Here is a 21203-nt window from a genome sequence, read left to right on the forward strand (position 1 = left end):
AGACACCAAGGCACGTCCGCCAAAGCGGTTACACATTGCGAGGTCACCATGAGCGTCGTCATCACGCCTGAAACCGCCAATTCCGAGCAGATTGTTGCGGAAGCCGAACGGGCGCTCGCAGATATTGCGCGCATCAAGGAAGGCGTCGGCACCGTCATCTTCGGACAAGAAAGTGTGATCGAGCGCACGCTCGTCGCCATTCTGGCTGGCGGTCATGCGCTTCTGGTCGGCGTGCCCGGCCTTGCCAAGACCAAGCTGGTGGAAACGCTGGGCGTCGTGCTCGGTCTCTCCGGCCAGCGCATCCAGTTCACGCCCGATCTGATGCCATCCGACATTATCGGGTCTGAAGTCATGGAACAGGACGCCGACGGGCGCCGTTCGTTCCGCTATCTCAAGGGGCCGATTTTCGCCCAACTGCTGATGGCCGACGAAATCAACCGCGCCTCCCCGCGCACCCAGTCCGCGCTATTGCAGGCCATGCAGGAATATCACGTCACGGTCGCGGGCCAGCGCTATGACCTGCCCGCGCCGTTCCACGTTCTGGCAACGCAGAACCCGCTGGAACAGGAAGGCACCTATCCCCTGCCGGAAGCGCAGCTCGACCGCTTCCTAATGCAGATCGACATTCTTTACCCGGAACTGGAAGCCGAGCGCCGCATTCTTCTTGAAACCACCGGCGTCGCCGAGGCGAAACCTTATGAGATTCTCGATGCGGAACGATTGAGGCAGATGCAGACATTGGTGCGCCGCATGCCGGTTTCGGAAAGCGTGGTCGAGGCGATCCTTAAACTTGTCCGCTCGGCGCGTCCCGATGCCGACAACGATCACGCCAAAAAGCATATCGCCTGGGGCCCCGGTCCCCGCGCCAGTCAGGCGCTGATGCTCTGCGCCCGCGCCCGTGCACTTTATGATGGCCGCCTCGCCCCTTCGGTGGACGATGTGAAGGCTCTCGCCGAGCCGGTGCTGCAACACCGTATGGCGCTCAATTTCGCCGCCCGCGCCGATGGCATGCATATCCGCGATGTCATCGCCAATCTGGTAAAGGCCGCCGTCTGATGGTGATCGGCACGCAAGTTTCCACCGCAGATCGCAAGGATACGCTGGCCCGCGCACGTGCGCGGGCAGCGGCGATCCCCGATCTGCTGGTCGAAGCGCAGCGTGTCGTCAATACCGTCATGAATGGCTGGCATGGACGGCGCAAACGCGGTCCCGGTGAGAACTTCTGGCAATTTCGCCCCTATGTGCAGGGCGAGCAGCTTTCGCGTATCGACTGGCGGCGTTCCGCCCGTGACGATCATACCTATGTGCGCGACCGCGAATGGGAATCAGCGCATACGGTTTGGCTGTGGTGCGATTTCTCGCCCTCCATGCTCTATCGCTCGCAGATGTCGCCTGTTTCCAAAGAAGCCCGTGCGCTGGTGCTGACGCTGGCGCTGGCGGAAATCCTGTCGCGTTCCGGCGAACGCATTGCTTTTCCAGCGCTGATCCCGCCTTTTGCCGCCCGCAACGGCGCAGAACGTCTTGCCGGCGCGCTCATGCATGAAGCGCCTGTAAGCGTATTGCCGGATATCGCGCAGATCCGCCGTTTTTCGGAAGTCGTTCTTGTCTCCGATTTCCTGCACCCGTTCGATGAACTGACAGAACTTCTCGACCGCCTTGCGAAACGCGGCGTGCGTGCGCATCTGGTCGAAGTCGCCGACCCTGCCGAAGAAACCTTTCCCTATTCCGGGCGCACCGAATTTCGCGATCCCGAGACGGGTGCAACGCTGGTTGCCGGTCGCGCCGAAACCTATGCCGAGGATTATCGTCGTCTTTACACGGCCCGGCGCGAAACCCTGTCGGACTTCTGCAAGAGGCTCGGCTGGAGCTATTCTGTGCATCGCACCGACCGTCCGGCGGCGGAAGCCCTCGCGCGTCTGCATCATGCATTAAGCGCAACGGGGGCATTGGGCTCAACGGGGGCTGGCGCATGAATTTTCTGCCGCTCGCCTTCGGCTCACCGCTGATCCTCGCCGGTCTGGTTGCCCTGCCGGTGATCTGGTGGCTGCTGCGCATGACACCGCCGCGCCCGCAGGAGGAAACCTTCCCGCCGCTGCGCATTCTGGCGCAGGTTTTCAAGCGCGAGGAAGTGCCATCCAAAAGCCCGTGGTGGATGACACTTCTGCGCCTTTTGATCGCCGCACTCGTGATCATGGCGCTGGCAGCGCCGATCTGGAACCCGCGTCCAGTCGCGCTGACCGGCAATGAACCGCTGGCCATCGTGATAGACAATGGCTGGGCTGCCGCTGAAGACTGGCAGCAGCGCGTCAACGCCGCTGAAAAGCTGATCGACGACGCGGAAGGCGCAAACGCACAGATTTACATCCTTGGCACCGCCGAGCCGGCCAATGCGGAAATCGGCCCCTATGACGGCACCCGCGCCACGGAACGTTTGCAGGCCATGCAGCCACGCCCGATCCCCGTTGACCGCAAGGCGACGATGGAACGGCTGGCATCCGCCCTGTCCGATGGCGAGAAAGTGCGCCTTGCCTTCATGAATGACGGGCTGGCGACCGCTGCCGACAGCGAAACCTTTGCCGCGCTGGACAAGACCGGCCATCTGGCGAGTGTCCTGTGGTATGGTGCCGATCTCGGTCGCACCCTTGCGCTGACCGGGGTGGACAACAAGGCCGACAGCCTCGAAGCCATCGCCATCCGCCCGGAAGGCGTGACCATGCCGCGCAGCCTGACGGCTGCCGCCTATGACGACAAGGGCCGCCGCATCGCCGAAGCGCCGCTGTCCTTTGCGCTGGGCAGCCCCGAAGGCACGGCGCGGTTCAACCTGCCGGTCGAATTGCGCAATGATTTCCGCCTCATCCGCATCGATGGTATCGAACAGGCGGGCGCCACCCATCTGATCGACGCCGGGTCCGAGCGCCGCACCATCGGCCTGATTGCTAGCGGCGACGGCGATGTCGCGCAGCCGCTTCTGTCACCGCTGCATTATATCAAGCGCGCATTGTCGCCCTACGCCAATCTGATCGAGCCACGTTCAGCCGATCTGCTTCAGTCGGTGCCGGAATTGCTGGATGCCAAGCCGTCCATTCTCATCATGGCCGATATCGGCACCTTGCCGCAGCCGGTCGCCGAGCAGATTTCTGCATGGGTGGAAGAAGGCGGTACGCTGGTGCGCTTTGCCGGTCCGCGTCTGGCGGGCGCGAGCGATAACGATACGTTGCTGCCGGTGCGGCTGCGCAAGGGCGAGCGCGCGCTTGGCGGCACCTTGTCCTGGTCTGAACCGCAACAGCTGCGCGCCTTTCCGGAAAAGGGTCCGTTTGCCGGGCTGCCAATCCCCGAAGATGTCAACGTCAACCGACAGGTGCTGGCCGAACCGTCCTTCGACCTCAACGACAAGGCCTATGCCATCCTTCAGGACGGCACCCCGCTGGTGACAGGCCAGCAGCGCGGGCGTGGCAATATCGTGCTGTTCCATATCGCGCCGGACGCCACCTGGTCGAGCCTGCCGATTTCCGGCTCCTTCGTGGAAATGCTCCGCCGCATCGTGTCTCTGTCGCAGCGCACCGGCGCGCAGGGCAATCAGGATGCCGTTTCGCTGCCGCCGTTCCAGCTGCTTTCGGCTGCCGGTACGCTGACGCCGCCGACCTCGGAAGCCAAGCCGCTGATCGTCGAGCGCAATAAGCAAGCGAGTGTCAGCATCAACACGCCGCCCGGTTTCTACGGCAATGAGGACGGTTTGAAAGCACTCAACATTTTTGCCGACAGCAACACCAAGCTGGAGCCGATCAAGCAGCCGACGCTGTCGGTCAGCGTCACGCCTGTCTCCTATACGGCAGATCAGTCGATATCGCTGGCAGGCCCGTTCTTTGCCGCCGCCGCCATGCTTCTGGCGCTCGATTCTCTGCTGATGCTGTGGCTGCGCGGTGCGTTTCGCCGCCGTATGAAGGTGCGGGCCAAAACGGCGGGGATTGCTTTGCTCCTCGCAGGCAGTCTTGCTGTCCTCTCTGCCGGTCATGACCGCGCCTTTGCGCAAGCACCCTCGCCGCAGCCGCCACAAATTCATGACGACAGCAAGCCCGGCGATGAGGCGATCATCGGCTCGGTTTCGCAGACCCATCTTGCCTATATCATCACCGGCAGCGCCGAGACCGACAATATCAGCAAGGCCGGACTGAAAGGTTTGACCTTTGCACTGACCGACAAGACCGCGCTGGAACCGGGCGACCCGATCGGCGTCGATCCATCCAAGGATGAACTGGCCTTCTATCCGCTGATCTATTGGCCGATTGATCCGAATGCACCGATGCCGAGCCCGGAAGCCATCGCCAGGGTGGATGCCTATATGCAGCAGGGCGGGACGGTCCTGTTCGACACGCGCGACCAGTTGCAGTCAGGCGCGAGCCTCGATCCGTCGGTGTCGCCCGCCAACCAGCGCCTGCGCGCCATTCTGGACGACATGAATGTGCCACCGCTCGAACCGGTGCCGGACGATCACGTCCTGACCAAATCCTTTTTCATCATGCCGGATTTTCCGGGCCGCTATGAGGGAAGTCCGCTCTGGGTGGAAGCGACCGCACCCAATGCCTCGCCGCGTGACCGCCCGGTCAGAACCGGCGACGGCGTGACGCCGATCATGATCACCGCCAATGATCTGGCGGGCGCATGGGCCGTAGACGATCAGGGCAATCCCCTGCTCCCCACCGTGCCGAACGACCCGATGCAGCGCATCTATGCCATTCGCGGCGGCGTCAACATCGTGATGTATATGCTCACCGGCAATTACAAGTCCGATCAGGTCCATGTCCCGGCCCTGCTCGAACGGCTGGGGAATTAGAGCATGATGTTTTTTAGCGAAGCCGTCAGCAGATCCAGGTTCCCTTTTCCCCTCATCCTGAGGGGCCGTCAAAGACGGCGCATCATCCTGAGCTTGTCGAAGGATCGAAGGGCGAGGGGAAACGCACGGCGCGCCGGCCCTCGATCCTTCGAGGCTTCGCTGCGCTCCGCACCTCAGGATGAGGGGGGAGCGTTGCAGTCCGTAAAGATAGGAACCTACGGCGATAGGAGGCGGGCATGAACATCGAATTCGAACCGTTCCTTTCCACGCCGTGGCTCATTGGCATTCTCCTTCCACTGGCGCTGCTGGTGCTGGCAACTGTCGCCCTGCGCATGCGCGGGGGATTGATCCGTCTTCTGGCCGCCGCGGCGCTGGCGCTGGCGCTCTTCAACCCTGTCGTGATCAATGAAGAACGCGAGCCGCTGAAAAGCGTTGTCGCCGTCGTGGTGGACCGCAGCCAGAGCCAGGAACTGGGACAGCGCCGCGCCGATACCGATGCCGCGCTGAAAGCCGTGCAGGATCAGCTTGCCACCATGCCGCAATTCGAAACGCGCGTGGTGGAAACCGGAAAGCCGGGCGAAAACGAGGACGGTTATGCGACGCGGCTTTTCGGGCCGCTGGCCCGCGCCCTGCTCGACGTACCGCCCACGCGTGTTGCAGGCGCGATCATGATCACCGATGGGCAGGTGCACGATACCCCCGCCAACAAGAATGCGCTGGGCTTCGACGCGCCCTTGCATGCGCTGGTGACCGGCAAGCCGAACGAATTCGACCGCCGTATTCGCTTCAACAAAGCCCCGCGCTATGGCATCAGCGGCAAACCGCTGGAAATGTCGTTCACGGTCATTGACGAGGGCAAAGACCTCGGCAGCCCGGCTCGCGTGGAAATCCGCGTCAATGGCGAAGCAGTTTCGCAGGAAGACGCGCAGGTGGGACAGGAAACCCCTGTCACCATCACCCTGCCCCGCGCTGGTGTGAATATCGTTGAAATCGCTACGCCTGGAATTCCCGGTGAAGTAACCGACACCAATAATCGCGCGGTCGCAACCATTGACGGCATTCGCGAAAATCTGCGCGTGCTGCTCGTCTCCGGCGAGCCGCATAATGGCGAGCGCACCTGGCGCAATCTGCTGAAATCCGACGCTGCGGTCGATCTCGTCCACTTCACCATTTTGCGCCCGCCGGAAAAGCAGGACGGCACGCCGATCAACGAACTGTCGCTGATCGCCTTCCCGACGCGTGAGCTGTTTGTGGACAAAGTCAACGAGTTCGATCTCATCATTCTGGACCGCTACCAGCATCGCGACGTGCTGCCGCTGCTCTATTACGATTACATCGCGCAATATGTGGAAAATGGCGGCGCGCTGCTGGTCGCTGCCGGGCCGGAATATGCGGGCGAAATGTCGATTGCCCGCACACCGCTTTATAACGCCCTGCCCGCCATGCCGACCGGCACTGTAACCGAAAAGGCGTTCTATCCGCGCCTGACCGATCTCGGCAAACGCCATCCCGTCACGCGCGGTCTGGACGGCAGCGAGCAGGAGCCACCACGCTGGAGCCGCTGGTTCCGCACCATCGACATCACCGCGCCGCAGGGTGAAACGGTGATGAGCGGTGCCGACAACAAGCCGCTTCTCGTTCTCAACCGCGTCGGGAAAGGCCGCGTCGGCATGTTCCTGTCCGATCAGGGCTGGCTATGGGCGCGCGGTTTTGAGGGCGGTGGTCCCTATGCGGCGCTCTATCGCCGCATCGCCCACTGGCTGATGCAGGAGCCGGAGCTGGAAGAAGAAGCGCTCACCGCAGCAGGCAATGGCCGTGTGCTTTCCATCCGCCGCCAGACCATGGGCGACAATCCCGGCACCGCGACCGTCAGCACGCCTTCGGGCAAGGAATTGCCGGTCAATCTCGCCCAGAGCAAGCCGGGGCTGTTCGAAGGGTCGTTGCAGACCGACGAAATCGGTGTCTTCCGGATCAGGAATGGCGATCTGGAAACATTGGCCCATGTCGGGCCCGTAGATGCGCCGGAATTTGCCGACAGCATTTCGACGGTCGATCGTCTGAAGCCGCTCGCCGAGGCGACCGGCGGGTCGGTCTATCGGGTTCATGCAAGCGCCGACAGCGCAGTGCGGGTGCCAGCGATTACGGCTGTCGCCGCCAATCGTACCGCCAGTGGCAATGACTGGATCGGCCTGCGCGAAACCGCCGATACGCAGCTGAAAAGCGTGAACCGTCTGCCACTATTCTCCGGCTTCCTGGCGCTCGCTGCCCTGCTGCTTGTGTTCGGTAGCATGTGGTATCGCGAAGGGCGGTAATCCGTCCTCGCGCACCCTTCTTGGTCTGACGCCCCGTTGCCCCCTCATCCTGAGCAGGTGCGAAGCACCGTGTCGAAGGGTGAGGGCACGCGCTGATTTCCCCTCTCCCTCGATCCTTCGATCCTTCGAAAATCTCAGGATGATGCGCCGTCTTCGACGGCTTCTCAGGATGAGGGGAAAAGCAAACGTTTTCGCTGAACTGAAATCAGGCCCGGTTGGCGTGGCGCACAATACCGCTGACGCCGCTTGCGGCGCCGGGGGTGAGTTCGCAGGCGAGCATCCGGCGCGGATCGACCGCCGCTGGCATGACCATGGTGCCAGAAGGCACCATCTTGAAGCCGAACGGACCGTAATAAGGTTCGTCACCGACCAGAATAACCAGCTTGTGACCGAACTTCGTCGCCGCTTCCAGCGATAGACGCATCAGCGTGCCGCCAATGCCCCGCTTCTTCCATTCCGGCCGCACGGCAAGCGGACCCAGCAGAAGCGCTGGCGTCTTGCCGATCACGACCGGCGTCAGCCGTACCGAACCCACCACGATGCCGCCCATCAGGGCAACGAAGGAAAGATTCAGATCATGCGGACCGCCTTCGCGAATGAAATGCGCAGCGCGGGTAAAGCGTCCCGGTCCGAAAGCTTCGGCATTGATGGCTTCGATTTCAATGTCGTGCGCCGGGCATTCCTGCGCGTAGGTCAGTTCAAGCTGCTGCATGGGCTTAAGATCACAATTGGAGACTTCGGGGACCGTCAGGTCAATGGAATGCACGCCGCGCTCGCAGCGCGGTTTGAGTTTCATCGTCGGATGAAAAGCATTTCCATTATGTGTCTCCTGGGCGACCTAACCTTTGGATGATCGCAAATTGGAAACCCCATTACACCAAATTGAGCAGCGGTAAAACCATTTTTTTCAAATTGGCAGTTTCTGCTTCTCTTTTTGGCAGCGTGACGCACTGTTCACGACTTGTCGTGCTGTAAAATCGCCGGTTTCGCTCTATTTTGAGTTCCAAAAGGAGAAATCACATGGGACTTCTGGTCGATGGCAAGTGGCAGGATGTCTGGTACGACACCAAAAGCACAAAAGGCCGCTTCGAGCGCTCGAAATCGCAATTCCGCAACTGGGTAACCGCGGATGGCAGTGCCGGGCCAACGGGCGAAGGCGGCTTCAAGGCTGAACCGGGGCGCTACCATCTTTATGTTTCCTATGCGTGCCCATGGGCACATCGCACGCTGATCTTCCGCGCGCTGAAGAAGCTTGAAGATGTCATTTCAGTTTCGGTCGTGGACTATCTGATGGTGGAAGAAGGCTGGACCTTTTACGGCACCACCGGCAGCACCGGTGATGATCTATACGGCTCCAAGCGCCTTTATGAAATCTACACCCGCGCTGATCCGAATTATTCCGGTCGCGTTACCGTGCCGGTTCTGTGGGACAAGCAGCGCCAGACGATTGTTTCCAACGAATCGTCAGAAATCATCCGTATGCTCAACACAGCGTTCAATGAATTCGGCGATGCCTCGCTCGACTTCTACCCGGACGCGCTGGCCGCTGAGATCGATACGCTCAACGATTTCATCTATCCCAATATCAATAACGGCGTTTACCGCGCAGGCTTCGCCACCTCGCAGGATGCTTATGAGGAAGCGTTCAAGCAGTTGTTCGCCGCACTCGACACATTGGAGGACCGTCTGTCCCGCCAGCGCTACCTGGCGGGATCAAGCCTGACGGAAGCAGACTGGCGTCTGTTCACGACGCTGCTGCGTTTCGATCCGGTCTATGTCGGCCATTTCAAGTGCAATCTGCGCCGGATCGCCGATTATCCGAACCTGTGGAACTATACGCGCGAGCTTTATCAGGTGCCGGGCGTTGCCTCGACGGTGAATATGGAGCACATCAAGGGCCATTATTACCGCAGTCACAAGACGATCAACCCGACCGGCATTGTGCCAACAGGCCCTGAGATAGACTTTACCGCCCCGCATGACCGGGATCGGTTTTCAAAGAGCTAACCCTTCCGACCCGCACTGCGCCTTTCCTGCAACAGTCCGGATTCCTAATTCAGTTCTCTCTCATTCTCTCGTGCCCCTTTGATCTCGATCAATGGGGCGCGAGGCGACGCAGTTCAGATTGGATGCATCCCCCAAGGACGAAATCCAAGACTGAGACCGTGACCAAGGAGAGATTTGATGAACCGTTTTGCGAAAGGGCTGCTCGCAGCAACCGCGCTGACCTTTGCCGCACCGGCAGCCTTTGCCGCCGATAGTGTGGTCGCCCCGCCGGCCTCTGAAATTCAGGCGGTGCCCGAAGCGCTTGCGCCCTGGCAGATTCGCGTGCGCGCGCTCGGCGTGATTGCGGAAAACAAGGGTCATGTGAACGGCGTTCCGGGTTCCGATCTCGACTATTCCAAGTCGATCACGCCGGAACTCGATATCACCTATTATTTCACCGACAATATCGCCGCCGAACTCATTCTCGGCACGACCTATGCCAATATCAATGGCGCAGGCTCGATCAGTAGTCTGGGCAAGGTCGGCAAGACGTGGATTCTGCCACCAACGCTTACGCTGCAGTACCACTTCACCAATTTCGGCGCGTTCAAGCCTTATGTCGGTGCAGGCGTCAACTATACGATCTTCTACAATCAAGATGCGGGCAGCGCGGATTATCTGAAGGTCAAGAACACGTTTGGCGGCGCGCTCCAGTTCGGTGTCGATTATATGATCGACGAACATTGGGGCCTGAACTTCGACGTGAAGAAGCTGTTCCTCGAACCGAAATTCGACGTCACCGTCGGCGGGCAGGAATTGAGCGGCAAGGCCAAGCTCAACCCCTGGTTGATCGGTACGGGTATTACCTACCGCTTTTAATTCAGTGCTATTAAAAAGGGCGCGCACTGCGCGCCCTTTATACCAAAGTATTACTCAGTATCCCCACTCAGAATCAAACAATAACGCGAGGCGCCGTGGTATTACCACATCGGCAGCGGTTCCAGATCATACAGCGCTTCCTGCAAGCGCCGCTTGGTGGAGGCCGTGGTGCCTTCTGGTAGATCATCCAGAGGAAAGAAACCGCTTTCGGCGATTTCTCTATCCGGCTCTTTCGGTGCAAGTTGTTCAAAGGAACGGCATACATAAAGTGCAACGTGATCGCGTGGCGAAGCATGGGCATTCTTGTAAAGAGCAAGAAGTTGCGGGCGACTTTTCAGGATAATATTACCTTCTTCCCGCAGTTCTTTTTCCAGCGCCTGTTGAAAAGTCTCCCCACTATCAACACCGCCGCCTGGTAACTGCCAACCCGGCACGTAAGTATGTCTCACTAAAAAAACCGAGTTATTCTTTTCATCATACACAATTGCCCTCACCCCAAGGGTCATGGGGCGTCGCAAAAGAAAATATGAATGAAATATAAAATGACGAAAGCGCATTCCGACTCTCCAGCAAACATTATATGCAGCTATCAATGCAGCAATCGCATCAACAAAAAGTCGCTAAATACGGTTTCTATTTCAGAAATTATCCAGTAAACGGGCCATATGTTTCGCCTCGCTCACATCTCCGATATCCACCTTTCGCCACTGCCGCGTGTGAGATATCGCGAATTGGCATCAAAGCGCATCACTGGTTATATCAATTGGCTGCGCAACCGCAAGGGTGCAATGCATGGAACGGTACTCGATAAACTTGTAGCCGACATGCTGGCGCAAGCGCCGAATCATATTGCCGTCACCGGCGATCTGGTCAATTTGGCTCTCAATCTGGAAATAGACATCGCCGCCGACTGGCTGTCGAAGCTGGGCAATCCCGACGATGTTTCGGTCGTGCCCGGCAATCACGACGCCTATGTGCCCGGCGCACTCGACCGGTCCTGCCGCAAATGGGAGCCGTGGATGCGCGGCGACGGCATCGACAACAGGGGCAAGCGGCCGCAATTTCCCTATATGCGGGTGCGCGATGATGTCGCGATGATCGGCGTCTCGTCGGCGCGCGCCACAGCACCCTTCATGGCGAGCGGTGATTTTCGCTCCGCGCAGGCCAAACGCCTCGCCGCAGCACTGGATGAGGCAGGCGCGCACGGGCTTTTCCGGGTTGTGATGATCCACCATCCGCCGATCCACGGCGCAACGCCGACGCACAAGCGCCTATACGGTATCCGCCGCTTTCAGAAGATCATTCGCAAGCACGGCGCGGAGCTGGTCATTCACGGCCACACCCACCTGGCGACGAAATATGAAATCGACGGACCGAACGGCCAAGTGCCGGTGATCTGCGTCCCATCGGCCAGCCAGAACTATGGCGGCCACAAGCCCCCTGCCCGCTACAATATTTTCAACATCGACCGCAAACCGGACGGCGGCTGGCATTGCCTGTGGGAACAGCACGGCATTGAAGATGTGAGCGAGCGCATTTTCAAGATCTCCGAACAGGAACTCTACACATGAAAAAGGCGGCCAATGGCCGCCTTTTCAACTCGTACAGACGTTCGGCCTATTTGCCGATCACGCGGTTAGCCGCCGATACGATGGCCTCCAGCGAGGCGCTGACGATATTGTCATTGATGCCCGCGCCGAACAGCTTGCCACCCGGATGCGCCATTTCGACATAGGAGATGGCCGATGCGTCCGATCCCTGCTGGAGCGAATGTTCGGAATAATCCACGACCGACATCTTCACGCCGAGATATTTGGACAGCGCGTCGACAAAGCCGTCGATCGGACCGGTGCCCTTGCCTTCGATATTCTTCGTCACGCCGTTATCGGTGATTTCGGCGGTGAGAATGCGGCGGCCCTTCTGTTCCGGATCGGGAATGGTGTGGTGATCCACGAACTTGATGCGGGCATCGGGCTGCGTCACATAGAGCTTCTGGAACTCTTCATGAATGCGCTTCGACGGCAATTCCTTGCCTTCGTCATCGGTGATCTGCTGGATGATTTCGCGGAACTCGACCTGCAGATTGCGCGGCAGGTTCAAGCCGTAATCGGCCTGCAGGATATAGGCGATACCGCCCTTGCCCGACTGCGAATTGATGCGGATGATCGCTTCATAGGAGCGGCCCACATCCTGCGGATCGATCGGCAGATAAGGCACTTCCCAAACCGGCGAATTGGCCGACTTGCGCGCCTTCATGCCCTTGTTGATCGCATCCTGATGCGAACCGGAGAAGGCGGTATAGACCAGCTCGCCGACATAGGGGTGGCGCTCCGCGATCTTCAGCTGGTTCGAATATTCATAGACATCCTTCATCCGATTGATGTCGGTGCAATCCAGCTCGGGATCGATGCCCTGCGTGTACATATTCAGCGCCAGCGTCACCACGTCCACATTGCCGGTGCGCTCGCCATTGCCGAACAAAGTGCCTTCGACGCGGTCGGCACCGGCCATCAGGCCCAGTTCCGTCGCAGCGATGCCCGTACCGCGGTCATTGTGCGGATGCAGGGAAATGATCAGGTTTTCGCGATTGTCGAGATTGCGGCACATCCATTCGATCTGGTCGGCATAGACATTCGGCGTGTTCATTTCCACCGTGGACGGCAGATTGACGATCAGCTTGTTGTCCGCCGTCGGCTTCACGATCTCGATGACCGCATTGCAGATTTCCAGCGCCACATCCAGTTCCGTGCCGGTAAAGCTTTCCGGCGAATACTGGAAGCGATAGCCGCCGCCTGCCTTGGCAGCCATATCCATGATCATCTTGGCGGCATCGGTCGCGATCTGCTTGATTCCGCCCACATCCTTGGCGAAAACCACGCGGCGCTGCAATTCACTGGTGGAATTGTAGAAATGGATGATCGGCGTCTTTGCGCCTTCCAAAGCCTCAAATGTGCGGGTGATCAGTTCCGGGCGGCACTGCACCAGGACCTGCAAATCCAGTTCGTCCGGAACATTGCCCTGTTCAATCGCCCACCGGCAGAAGTCGAAATCCGTCTGCGAGGCCGATGGGAAGCCGATCTCGATTTCCGGGAAACCCATATCGACCAGCAAACGGAACATGCGCTCCTTACGGTCATGGCCCATCGGGTCGATCAAAGCCTGATTGCCGTCACGCAGATCGACCGAACACCAGATCGGCGCCTTTTCGATCCGCTTCGATGGCCAGGTACGGTCATCGAGCTTCGGGGCCGGGAACGGCGAATATTTGGTGGCTGCGTCCCGCATGCCTTTACGTTCGGCTTTGGCTACGGATTGCGGCGTGATAACGGACTGGTTCATTTCTCGTTTCCTCCCGGCTTCTGGACGGCATTACAGCTCGTCAAGCACGGATATTCATGATCGATTATAAGGGTTTTCTGAAAAGGAGCACAGGCCAGCGGGACCGTTTTCGACCGCCGGACGCTCCTTCAACGAGCCCGGCGATCGCCGCTAAGGCCGAGGGTAAGAAGCGAGTTGAGAACGCAAACATCGACGCGCGCGCCAGTGGCGGCAGCCGAATGTTCCAGAGATGTTGCGTTCTTCGTCATCATGGTCAAGCTTTTACACGCGCGATTTGGCCGACGCAAGATGGATTTACGACAGCTGCCTCAGTCATACCTGTTTTTAAATCAGGCGAATGGCACAGCACTTGTCCCCAAAGGCAGCTTCGCTTCGTCCTCCGGCTCGACATGGATCACCACGCGGGCACTACTGATCTGCTGCTTCAGCGCATCCTCAATGCGGTCACAGATCACATGCGCATCGCCAACGCTCATGTCGGCTGCGACAACCAGATGAAACTCGATGAAGGTGACGCGTCCGGCAATACGGGTTTTCAGGTCGTGCACTTCGATGGCGCCAGCGGCATTGGCCGAAATGACATCGCGGATGCGCATTTCTTCGACAGGCTCGACGCCAATATCCATCAGGCCCTGCACCGACGAATTGATCACATGCCAGCCCTGCCACAGAATATTCAGCGCCACGACAATGGCGAGCAGTGGATCAAGTATCGCCCAGCCGGTGACGACCGCCCCAACCAAGCCAACCAGCACGCCAGCCGAGGTGACAACGTCGGTCATGATATGCTTGCCATCGGCTTCCAGCGCCGGGGAGCGCGCGCTGCGCCCGATGCGGATCAGCAGCATCGCCCAAACAGCGTTGATGGCGGCAGCGACAGCGTTGATGCCAAGGCCAAGCCATGGCTCTTCGAGCTGGCGTGGCGTTTCCAGTGCAAACCAGGCTTCCCGAAAGATCAACAGCGCCGCGACACTGATCAGCACGCCTTCAACAACAGCCGATATATATTCCGCCTTATGATGGCCGAAGGGGTGGTTTTCGTCGGCGGGCTTATAGCTGACGCTGATCGCCCACCACGCGCCCATGGACGCAATTACATTGACGATGGATTCGAGCGCATCCGAATATAGAGCCACGGAGCCGGTGAGCAGATAGGCCACATATTTCAGACCCATCACTCCCAGAGCAACCGGAATCGACCAAGCGGCTAGCCGCCGAACTCTTGCACTCGCGTCCATGACGAACCTTTGATTTGTCTTAATTACGGCCCGAAAATCGGGAATTGGCCAATTCGAGGCCCATCACTCATGCGTATCGGCTCGAACCCGGAATAACTTCCCGAAGCCGGTCAAGTCCTATGCAATAGCATTTTAATGACCGCTCTATAGCCCAGTTTGATCCAAGTTCGTACCCCTGTTTTTTCAGTTATCGCATTTAATTTTCTTCTGCAAATGCAAGGCATTACAGTTGCAAATGAGTTGCTACAGCAAGCAGCGAAAATGCGCCTTCGACACCTCAAAACAAAACCGGCCGCAGGATGCCTGCGACCGGTTGATTATGCCGATGATTACGGGCCCGCTCAGTAGTTGCTGCGACGCTTCTTATGCTTGCCCGCCAGATGCGTGACCACATTTTCGATCATGCGCATACCAGCATTATGGCCGAGCGTCATGATCGATTCCGGGTGGAACTGAACAGCCGCCACCGGCTCCTTCTTATGCTCGAAAGCCATGATCACACCGTCTTCGGTTTCCGCCGTGACGAGGAAATCGTCCGGCAGACGCTCCGGATCGGCAAAGATCGAATGATAACGTCCGACCGTCACTTCCTTCGGCAGACCGGAGAAAATGCGTTCCGGCTTCGACACGCGAATGCGCGACGGCTTGCCGTGCATCGGAATGCGCAACTGGCGCAGTGTGCCGCCATAGGCTTCAGCCAGCGCTTGCAGCCCAAGGCAGACGCCGAAGATTGGCAGTTCGCGCTTGCGGGCCTTGTCGATGGTCGCCTTGCAGTCGAAATCCTGCGGCGAGCCGGGTCCGGGCGAAAGCACCACGAGATCAGGATTGACGCGGTCGAAAATATCGTCGGCAACCGGCGAACGCACCGTGGATACGGTTGCACCCGTCTGGCGAAAATAATTGGCCAGCGTATGCACGAAGGAATCTTCGTGATCCACCAGCAGGACCGAGATGCCCTCGCCCACCTTGGCGGCAACGCGTTCTTCCGCGATCTGATTGCTCTTCTGTGCCTCACGGACAGCCGCGATCATAGCCGATGCTTTCAGCTCGGTTTCGGCTTCTTCCTCTTCCGGGTTGGAATCGAACAGCAGCGTCGCACCGGCGCGGATTTCAGCCACGCCATCCTTGATGCGAATGGTGCGCAGCGTCAGGCCGGTATTCATGTCGCCGTTGAAATGCATCATGCCGATGGCACCACCGTACCACGCGCGCGGGCTGCGCTCGTTTTCTTCCAGAAAACGCATCGCCCACAATTTCGGCGCGCCGGTCACGGTCACAGCCCATGCGTGGCTGAGGAAGCCGTCAAAGGCGTCCATGCCGTCGCGCAGGCGACCTTCGATATGATCGACCGTGTGGATCAGGCGCGAATACATTTCAATCTGGCGGCGACCGATCACCCGCACAGAACCCGGCTCGCAGACGCGGCTTTTGTCGTTGCGATCCACATCCGAACACATGGTCAGTTCGGATTCATCCTTCTTTGAATTGAGCAGTTTCAGGATCTGCTCCGAATCCGAAATCGCGTCTTCACCACGCTTGATCGTGCCCGAGATCGGACAGGTTTCGATGCGGCGTCCATTGACGCGCACGAACATTTCCGGCGATGCGCCGACCAGATATTCGTTTTCTCCAAGGTTGATGAAGAAGGAATAAGGCGACGGATTGATCGTCTTCAGGCGGCGGAAGATTTCCGACGGTGCGGTGTGGCAGCGCTCATAGAAAGTCTGGCCCGGCACCACTTCGAACAGGTCGCCCCGCTTGAAGCTATCCTTGGCACGCTCGACGAGCTTTGCGTATTCGCCCGGATTGTGATCGCCGCGCGGCAAGGTGCGCTCCGATGGCTTGAACGCCTCGGAAGGCGTTGCCCGTGCCAGACCATGCGTGGAAGACCCGCCGCAGCTGAACTCATAGCGATCCACCCAAGCGCGTGCGGCGTAATGGTCGGCGACGAAGATTTCGTCGGGAATGAACAGCACCAGATCGCGCTGGGTTTCGGGGCGCTTCAGCTTGTACTGGATCGGATCGAACTGGAATGCCAGATCATAGCCGAAAGCACCGTAGAGGCCGAGATTGGCGTCTTCTTCCGAGAAGAAAAGCCCGACAATGGCGCGCAGTACGGTAAATACCGAAGGCATACGCGAGCGCTCTTCTTCGGTGAATGCGCCTGTCGGCTCCGCGATGGTCAGTTCGATGCGGTCCTCGGTGGAGGCGTCCACCGTCACTTCGCCCAAGGCCTGCACGGTCTCCAAAATGGGGCGCAGCAGGATCACGCCGCGGGCGTTCAATGCCTCGATGCGCATGGTGCGCTGGCGCGAGGTGATGACCACCGGCGGATCGACGATTGCCGTATCCCATCGCGTGTAGCGGCCCGGATATTCGTAATTGGACGAGAACACTGCACCGCGTCTTTCATTGAGCACATCGATGTAGGTTTCGATGGCGCCCTTATACGCAGTGAGATGGCGCACGCGCTCGACGACAATGCCGCCGGCCGTTTCGTGCTGAAATATCTCGCTATCCGCTATCTTCGCATTCATGGTCGGCTAATCCCAATTGCTTTGGTTTTTCGAATATTTCCGGGCTTCGGTCCCATTCGGGCAGCCAAACAAAAAGGCCGCCCGGATAATCCCAGCGGCCCTGTCTCCTGAACGCATATGCGCAAACGCCTGCGTGGCCGCTTTTAGCGAGCCCACCACCAACCGTTGATGCGAATGTGCGAAATGTTCATGGGCGCTAGTGTTAGCGCTCCGCCCCGCCCCTTGCAACCGGAAAATTTCAAGCCCGCTTTTTCCACGGCGGCAGCAATGCGATACCTGATAATTCTGTCAGGCATACACCTGTCAGAATTATTGCTAGACCTGCGCAGCGGGCAAAAGAAAAGTCCGGACACCACGGAAGGTCCGGACTTTCCCCTGTCCTTAATGAGGACATACAGACAAGGAAGCGGGGTGCCTTGCCTGATCACAACGAGGCTCCTCGCCCCCCAAATGACTAAATTTATAAGTGTAATACGATTTTTAGTATGGCCAAACACTACCATGGGTTGCATATTCTTAGCAACTAGTAATTGATTCGATCTTACCTGTTCGTATTTGACACAAGCCGCGACTGCCCCCGTAAATTTGTCGGCCTTCCACCAAGTTTCGTCTTGCGCCCAGCCCCGATTTCAGATTCATTCCCGTGACTTAATTCAGAATGAATGCATGAAGAAAAGAGTCGCCACGAACAGGCGACCATTTGGGGACACACGCATGAAGAACCTTGATGCCATGGACCGGAATATCCTGCAGGCCCTTCAGGAGAACGGGCGCCTGACCAATACCGAGCTTGCCGATCGCATCAATCTCTCGCAGACAGCCACAGCCGAACGCGTCAAGCGCCTGACGCGCGAAGGCTACATTCTGGGCTATTCGGCACGGCTGTCGCCCAAGATGCTCGACCGCGCCATGCTTGTGTTCATCGAGATCAAACTCGACCGCACGACGCCGGAAGTCTTCGAGACCTTTGCGACTTTTACGCGCAACAATCCCGACGTTCTGGAATGCCATATGGTGGCGGGCGGCTTCGACTATCTCGTCAAAGCCCGCGTTTCCGATATGGACCATTATCGTCGTTTTCTCTCCGAAGCGCTGCTTTCGCTGCCCGGTGTGCGGGAATCGCACACCTATGCCGTCATGGAAGAAGTCAAGGAAACCGCGCATATCGCAGTTTAAAAGGCCGCTTATCGCGGTCAGCTGCTGTCAGGATCATCACCTTCCCTGCAAGAGAGTGCTTGTCAAAAGATGATTACGGGTATATACCCGCATCATGGCACATTCCTGTTTCTGCATCCTTCTGCGTCAGGCATCACGCAAGACCTCGGCCATCTATGACGAGGCGCTGGCACCGCTTGGCATCAATGTCGCACAGTTCAGTCTGCTGCGTCGGCTCGACCGTGCGGGAACGCTGTCGATCACCGAACTGGCGCGCATGGCGGAGCTTGATCGTTCAACCATGGGGCGCAATGCCAAGGTGCTGCAGCGGATGGGCCTGATCGAGCCCGGCGACGGTCAGGATCACCGCGAAACCAATATCAGATTGACCGATACGGGCCGGGACCTTCTCGCCCGTGGCGGTCCGCTCTGGGACAAAGCCCAGGAAGAAATCGAGACCAAACTTGGAAATGACGGGGTCGAACAGTTGCAGGCACTGCTTCAGGCACTCTGAAGTCGTTGGACGCGATCCCCTACTTAAAATTGACTGGAAACAATGACGGGGCGAGCTGTGATCGCTACGAACGCCGCCGCTCGCCTTCCTATCCGTGGCCATTTTTGCAAAAATGGTCCTAACCGAAAGCGCTCAAGATGATATCTGCCCGCCTCGCACGCGTTCTCGAACAGAGAAACATCCATTACGGATGGGTTGTCGCCGCCATCACCTTCCTGACCATGCTGGCAACGGCTGCCGCCATGGGTTCGGCAGGTATATTGATCGAACCGCTCCAGCGCGAGTTCGGCTGGACCAACGCCAATATCTCCTTCGCCATGGCACTGCGTCTGGTTCTGTTCGGCCTGATGGGTCCCTTTGCCGCCGCTTTCATGAACCAGTTCGGCTTGCGCCGCGTCGTAACCGCAGCGCTGATCCTGATTGCCAGCGGCCTCGTCGGCTCCATCTTCATGACCGAGGAATGGCAGATGGTGGGCCTTTGGGGCATCGTCATCGGCGTCGGCACCGGCATGACTGCGCTTGTGCTGGGCGCGACGGTTGCCGCGCGCTGGTTTGAAAAGCGCCGTGGCCTCGTTGTTGGCCTGATGACGGCCAGCAATGCAACCGGCCAGCTCGTCTTCATGCCGATCCTCGCCAGTGTCAGCCAGACCATCGGCTGGCGCACATCGCTCACCATCGTCATCGGGTTTCTAACCGTTGCGCTGCTGCTGGTTCTGGCGCTGATGCGCGATCACCCGGCAGATATCGGCCTCAAGCCCTATGGCCGCACGGCACCGCTGCCCGCGCCGGAACCGAAGAAGAGTTTTGGTGCCATGCTCGCCTCGCCACTCGTCACCCTGCGTGAAGCATCCTCGACGGCAACATTCTGGGTGTTGTTCCTGACCTTCTTCGTCTGTGGCTTTTCGACAAACGGCCTCATCCAGACCCACTGGATCACGCTTTGCGGCGACTATGGCATCGCGCCGGTCGGTGCGGCTGGTATCCTTGCCGTCATCGGCGCCTTCGACCTGATCGGCACGATCATGTCCGGCTGGCTGTCGGACCGTTTCGACAATCGCTGGCTGCTGTTCTGGTTCTATGCGCTGCGCGGCCTATCGCTGATCTATCTGACCTTCACCGACTTCTCGGTCTATGAACTGGCGCTGTTCGCCGTCTTCTACGGTCTGGACTGGGTCGCAACGGTGCCGCCAACTGTAAAGCTCGCCGCCGAACGTTTCGGCCCGGAAAAGGCCGGTCTGGTCTTTGGCTGGGTGTTCACCGGACACCAGATCGGCGCGGCAGCGGCTGCCGGTTTTGCGGGATTCGTCCGCACCGACTATGACAGCTACACGCCAGCGCTCATTCTGGCTGGCGCCATGTGCCTTGCGGCGGCGGCGATGGTGTTCATCATCAACCGCCCTGCCCCGCGTGTGGTGCTACAGGCTTCCTAACGCGCAGGCTCTTCAAGATAAGCGTCGCCCCAATCGGCGCGGCGCGCCCAGCGGAAGAAATCGCCATCGCGCTTGGTGAACAGGCGCTCTTCCGCTGTTCCGTCACCCTTGCAGAGCTTCACTGAAACCTTGCCGCCGCCGACCCGCGGCGGCGCAATGACCCGCGCTTCAACCGCCTCGGACGGCTGGCGCACTGCCGCCAGATAGATGAATTTTTCATCTTCCCACGGCACTTCCGCATCCTTGGTCATGCGGTGAATGCGCGAACGCGCCACACGCCGCGAGAAATGGCACCAGTCCGGTGCGACCAGCGGGCATTCCAGCTGATGCGGACAGGGCGCGGCAATCACAGCACCCAATTCGATCAGCGCCTTGCGCGCATCGAGAATACGCTGCCAGCCCGCAGGTGTGCCTGGCTCGACAATCACGAACATCTGCCGCGTGGACGCCCAAAGCTGCGCAACCAGCTTGCGACGGTCATCGGGGGCCAGTTCATCGAGCACATAGGCGATGGTGACGAGATCGGCCTGCGGAAAATCGAGCTTTTCCTTCACCACATCGCCCGCCCGCCAGTCGAGCGATGCAAAGCCACTGTTTCCGGCAAGGCTGCTGCCGACCGCGCGAATGGCCGGGCTTGCCTCGATCATCGTGGCGTTTTCAAGCGACGGCCAGCATCCGCGGGCTGCCCACAGGGCCGTCCCTGGCCCTGCCCCGACATCGAGCATGGATTGCGGCGCAAAATCCGGGCGGACTTCCGCAGCACTGTCGAGACTGGCCCGCACCGCCGCATAAGTGGCGGGCAGACGCGCCGCCAGATAGGCCTTCGCGGCCAGATCGTCGGAAATATGCAGCCGACCGTCCCGCGTCTCCGCCCGATAGCGGCGCGACAGAAGATCGGAAGCGCGTTTGAGATCGGCCAATGCCACGCCCTCAAGCGCGGCATCTACCGCCTGACGCAAAATCGGAGGCAGTTCCATTGCCC

General features: G+C 59.2%; 16 protein-coding genes. 10 read left to right on the forward strand and 6 right to left on the reverse strand.

From position 1 onward, the window contains the following. The first annotated feature begins 48 nt into the window (after window positions 1-48). From D8666_RS04890 to D8666_RS04910, 4 genes are all read left to right on the forward strand, one after another. Window positions 49-1056 carry an AAA family ATPase gene (locus D8666_RS04890; RefSeq protein ID WP_121536524.1) on the forward strand — a complete coding sequence of 336 codons (1008 nt, stop codon included), beginning with the start codon at window positions 49-51 and terminating at the stop codon, window positions 1054-1056. Beyond that, entirely contained in the window at window positions 1056-1973 is a 918-nt protein-coding gene (locus D8666_RS04895) for a DUF58 domain-containing protein (RefSeq protein ID WP_121536526.1), read from the forward strand. Before D8666_RS04890 ends, D8666_RS04895 begins: the two co-directional genes overlap by 1 nt. Then, the gene (locus D8666_RS04900; RefSeq protein WP_121536528.1) at window positions 1970-4831 is read left to right on the forward strand and encodes a DUF4159 domain-containing protein; all 2862 of its coding nucleotides are present in this window, start codon (window positions 1970-1972) and stop codon (window positions 4829-4831) included. Before D8666_RS04895 ends, D8666_RS04900 begins: the two co-directional genes overlap by 4 nt. Before the next feature lie 236 nt (window positions 4832-5067). Then, window positions 5068-7143 (forward strand): hypothetical protein, encoded by a 2076-nt coding sequence (locus D8666_RS04910; protein WP_121536532.1) that lies wholly within the window; start codon window positions 5068-5070, stop codon window positions 7141-7143. A gap of 205 nt (window positions 7144-7348) precedes the next feature. Here the strand turns inward: D8666_RS04910 and D8666_RS04915 are convergent, their stop codons facing one another. After that, the gene (locus D8666_RS04915) at window positions 7349-7855 is read right to left on the reverse strand and encodes a GNAT family N-acetyltransferase (RefSeq protein WP_121536648.1); all 507 of its coding nucleotides are present in this window, start codon (window positions 7853-7855) and stop codon (window positions 7349-7351) included. Window positions 7856-8163: 308 nt separating this feature from the next. Between D8666_RS04915 and D8666_RS04920 the strand changes: the two genes are divergently transcribed. Both D8666_RS04920 and D8666_RS04925 read left to right on the forward strand, forming a co-directional pair. Next, window positions 8164-9150 (forward strand): glutathione S-transferase family protein, encoded by a 987-nt coding sequence (locus D8666_RS04920; protein WP_121536534.1) that lies wholly within the window; start codon window positions 8164-8166, stop codon window positions 9148-9150. Between the two features lie 177 nt (window positions 9151-9327). Continuing rightward, on the forward strand, window positions 9328-10008 hold the full coding sequence (locus D8666_RS04925; protein WP_121536536.1) for an OmpW/AlkL family protein: 681 nt from the start codon (window positions 9328-9330) through the stop codon (window positions 10006-10008). A 101-nt stretch (window positions 10009-10109) separates the two neighbouring features. Here D8666_RS04925 and D8666_RS04930 read toward each other — a convergent pair whose 3' ends face one another. Continuing rightward, window positions 10110-10565: an NUDIX domain-containing protein gene (locus tag D8666_RS04930; RefSeq protein WP_109369520.1), complete on the reverse strand. Its 456-nt coding sequence runs from the start codon at window positions 10563-10565 to the stop codon at window positions 10110-10112. A gap of 108 nt (window positions 10566-10673) precedes the next feature. Here D8666_RS04930 and D8666_RS04935 point away from each other — a divergent pair, with 108 nt between their 5' ends. Further along, the gene (locus tag D8666_RS04935; RefSeq protein ID WP_121536538.1) at window positions 10674-11579 is read left to right on the forward strand and encodes a metallophosphoesterase family protein; all 906 of its coding nucleotides are present in this window, start codon (window positions 10674-10676) and stop codon (window positions 11577-11579) included. A 46-nt stretch (window positions 11580-11625) separates the two neighbouring features. On the opposite strand, the gene leuA is transcribed toward D8666_RS04935, so the two are convergent. The 3 genes from leuA to D8666_RS04950 form a co-directional block, all read right to left on the reverse strand. Next, complete coding sequence (gene leuA, locus D8666_RS04940) at window positions 11626-13347, reverse strand: 2-isopropylmalate synthase (protein WP_121536540.1); 1722 nt, start codon at window positions 13345-13347, stop codon at window positions 11626-11628. 329 nt (window positions 13348-13676) lie between these two features. Continuing rightward, window positions 13677-14585, reverse strand: a complete 909-nt coding sequence (locus D8666_RS04945; RefSeq protein ID WP_121536542.1) for a cation diffusion facilitator family transporter — start codon at window positions 14583-14585, stop codon at window positions 13677-13679. Window positions 14586-14926: 341 nt separating this feature from the next. After that, the gene (locus D8666_RS04950; RefSeq protein WP_109369524.1) at window positions 14927-17122 is read right to left on the reverse strand and encodes an anthranilate synthase component I; all 2196 of its coding nucleotides are present in this window, start codon (window positions 17120-17122) and stop codon (window positions 14927-14929) included. Window positions 17123-17836: 714 nt separating this feature from the next. Here D8666_RS04950 and D8666_RS04955 point away from each other — a divergent pair. From D8666_RS04955 to D8666_RS04965, 3 genes are all read left to right on the forward strand, one after another. Beyond that, a complete protein-coding gene (locus D8666_RS04955) occupies window positions 17837-18298 on the forward strand; it encodes an Lrp/AsnC ligand binding domain-containing protein (RefSeq protein ID WP_078338776.1) in 462 nt (153 codons plus the stop codon). A gap of 94 nt (window positions 18299-18392) precedes the next feature. Then, complete coding sequence (locus tag D8666_RS04960) at window positions 18393-18791, forward strand: MarR family winged helix-turn-helix transcriptional regulator (RefSeq protein ID WP_109369525.1); 399 nt, start codon at window positions 18393-18395, stop codon at window positions 18789-18791. Window positions 18792-18928: 137 nt separating this feature from the next. Then, entirely contained in the window at window positions 18929-20221 is a 1293-nt protein-coding gene (locus D8666_RS04965; protein ID WP_121536544.1) for an MFS transporter, read from the forward strand. Here the strand turns inward: D8666_RS04965 and D8666_RS04970 are convergent. Next, window positions 20218-21198 (reverse strand): small ribosomal subunit Rsm22 family protein, encoded by a 981-nt coding sequence (locus D8666_RS04970; RefSeq protein ID WP_121536546.1) that lies wholly within the window; start codon window positions 21196-21198, stop codon window positions 20218-20220. The genes D8666_RS04965 and D8666_RS04970 overlap by 4 nt on opposite strands. Between the last annotated feature and the right edge of the window lie 5 nt (window positions 21199-21203).

The sequence above is a fragment of the Ochrobactrum soli genome, from assembly GCF_003664555.1.
In the GTDB taxonomy this organism is placed as follows: Bacteria; Pseudomonadota; Alphaproteobacteria; order Rhizobiales; family Rhizobiaceae; genus Brucella; species Brucella teleogrylli.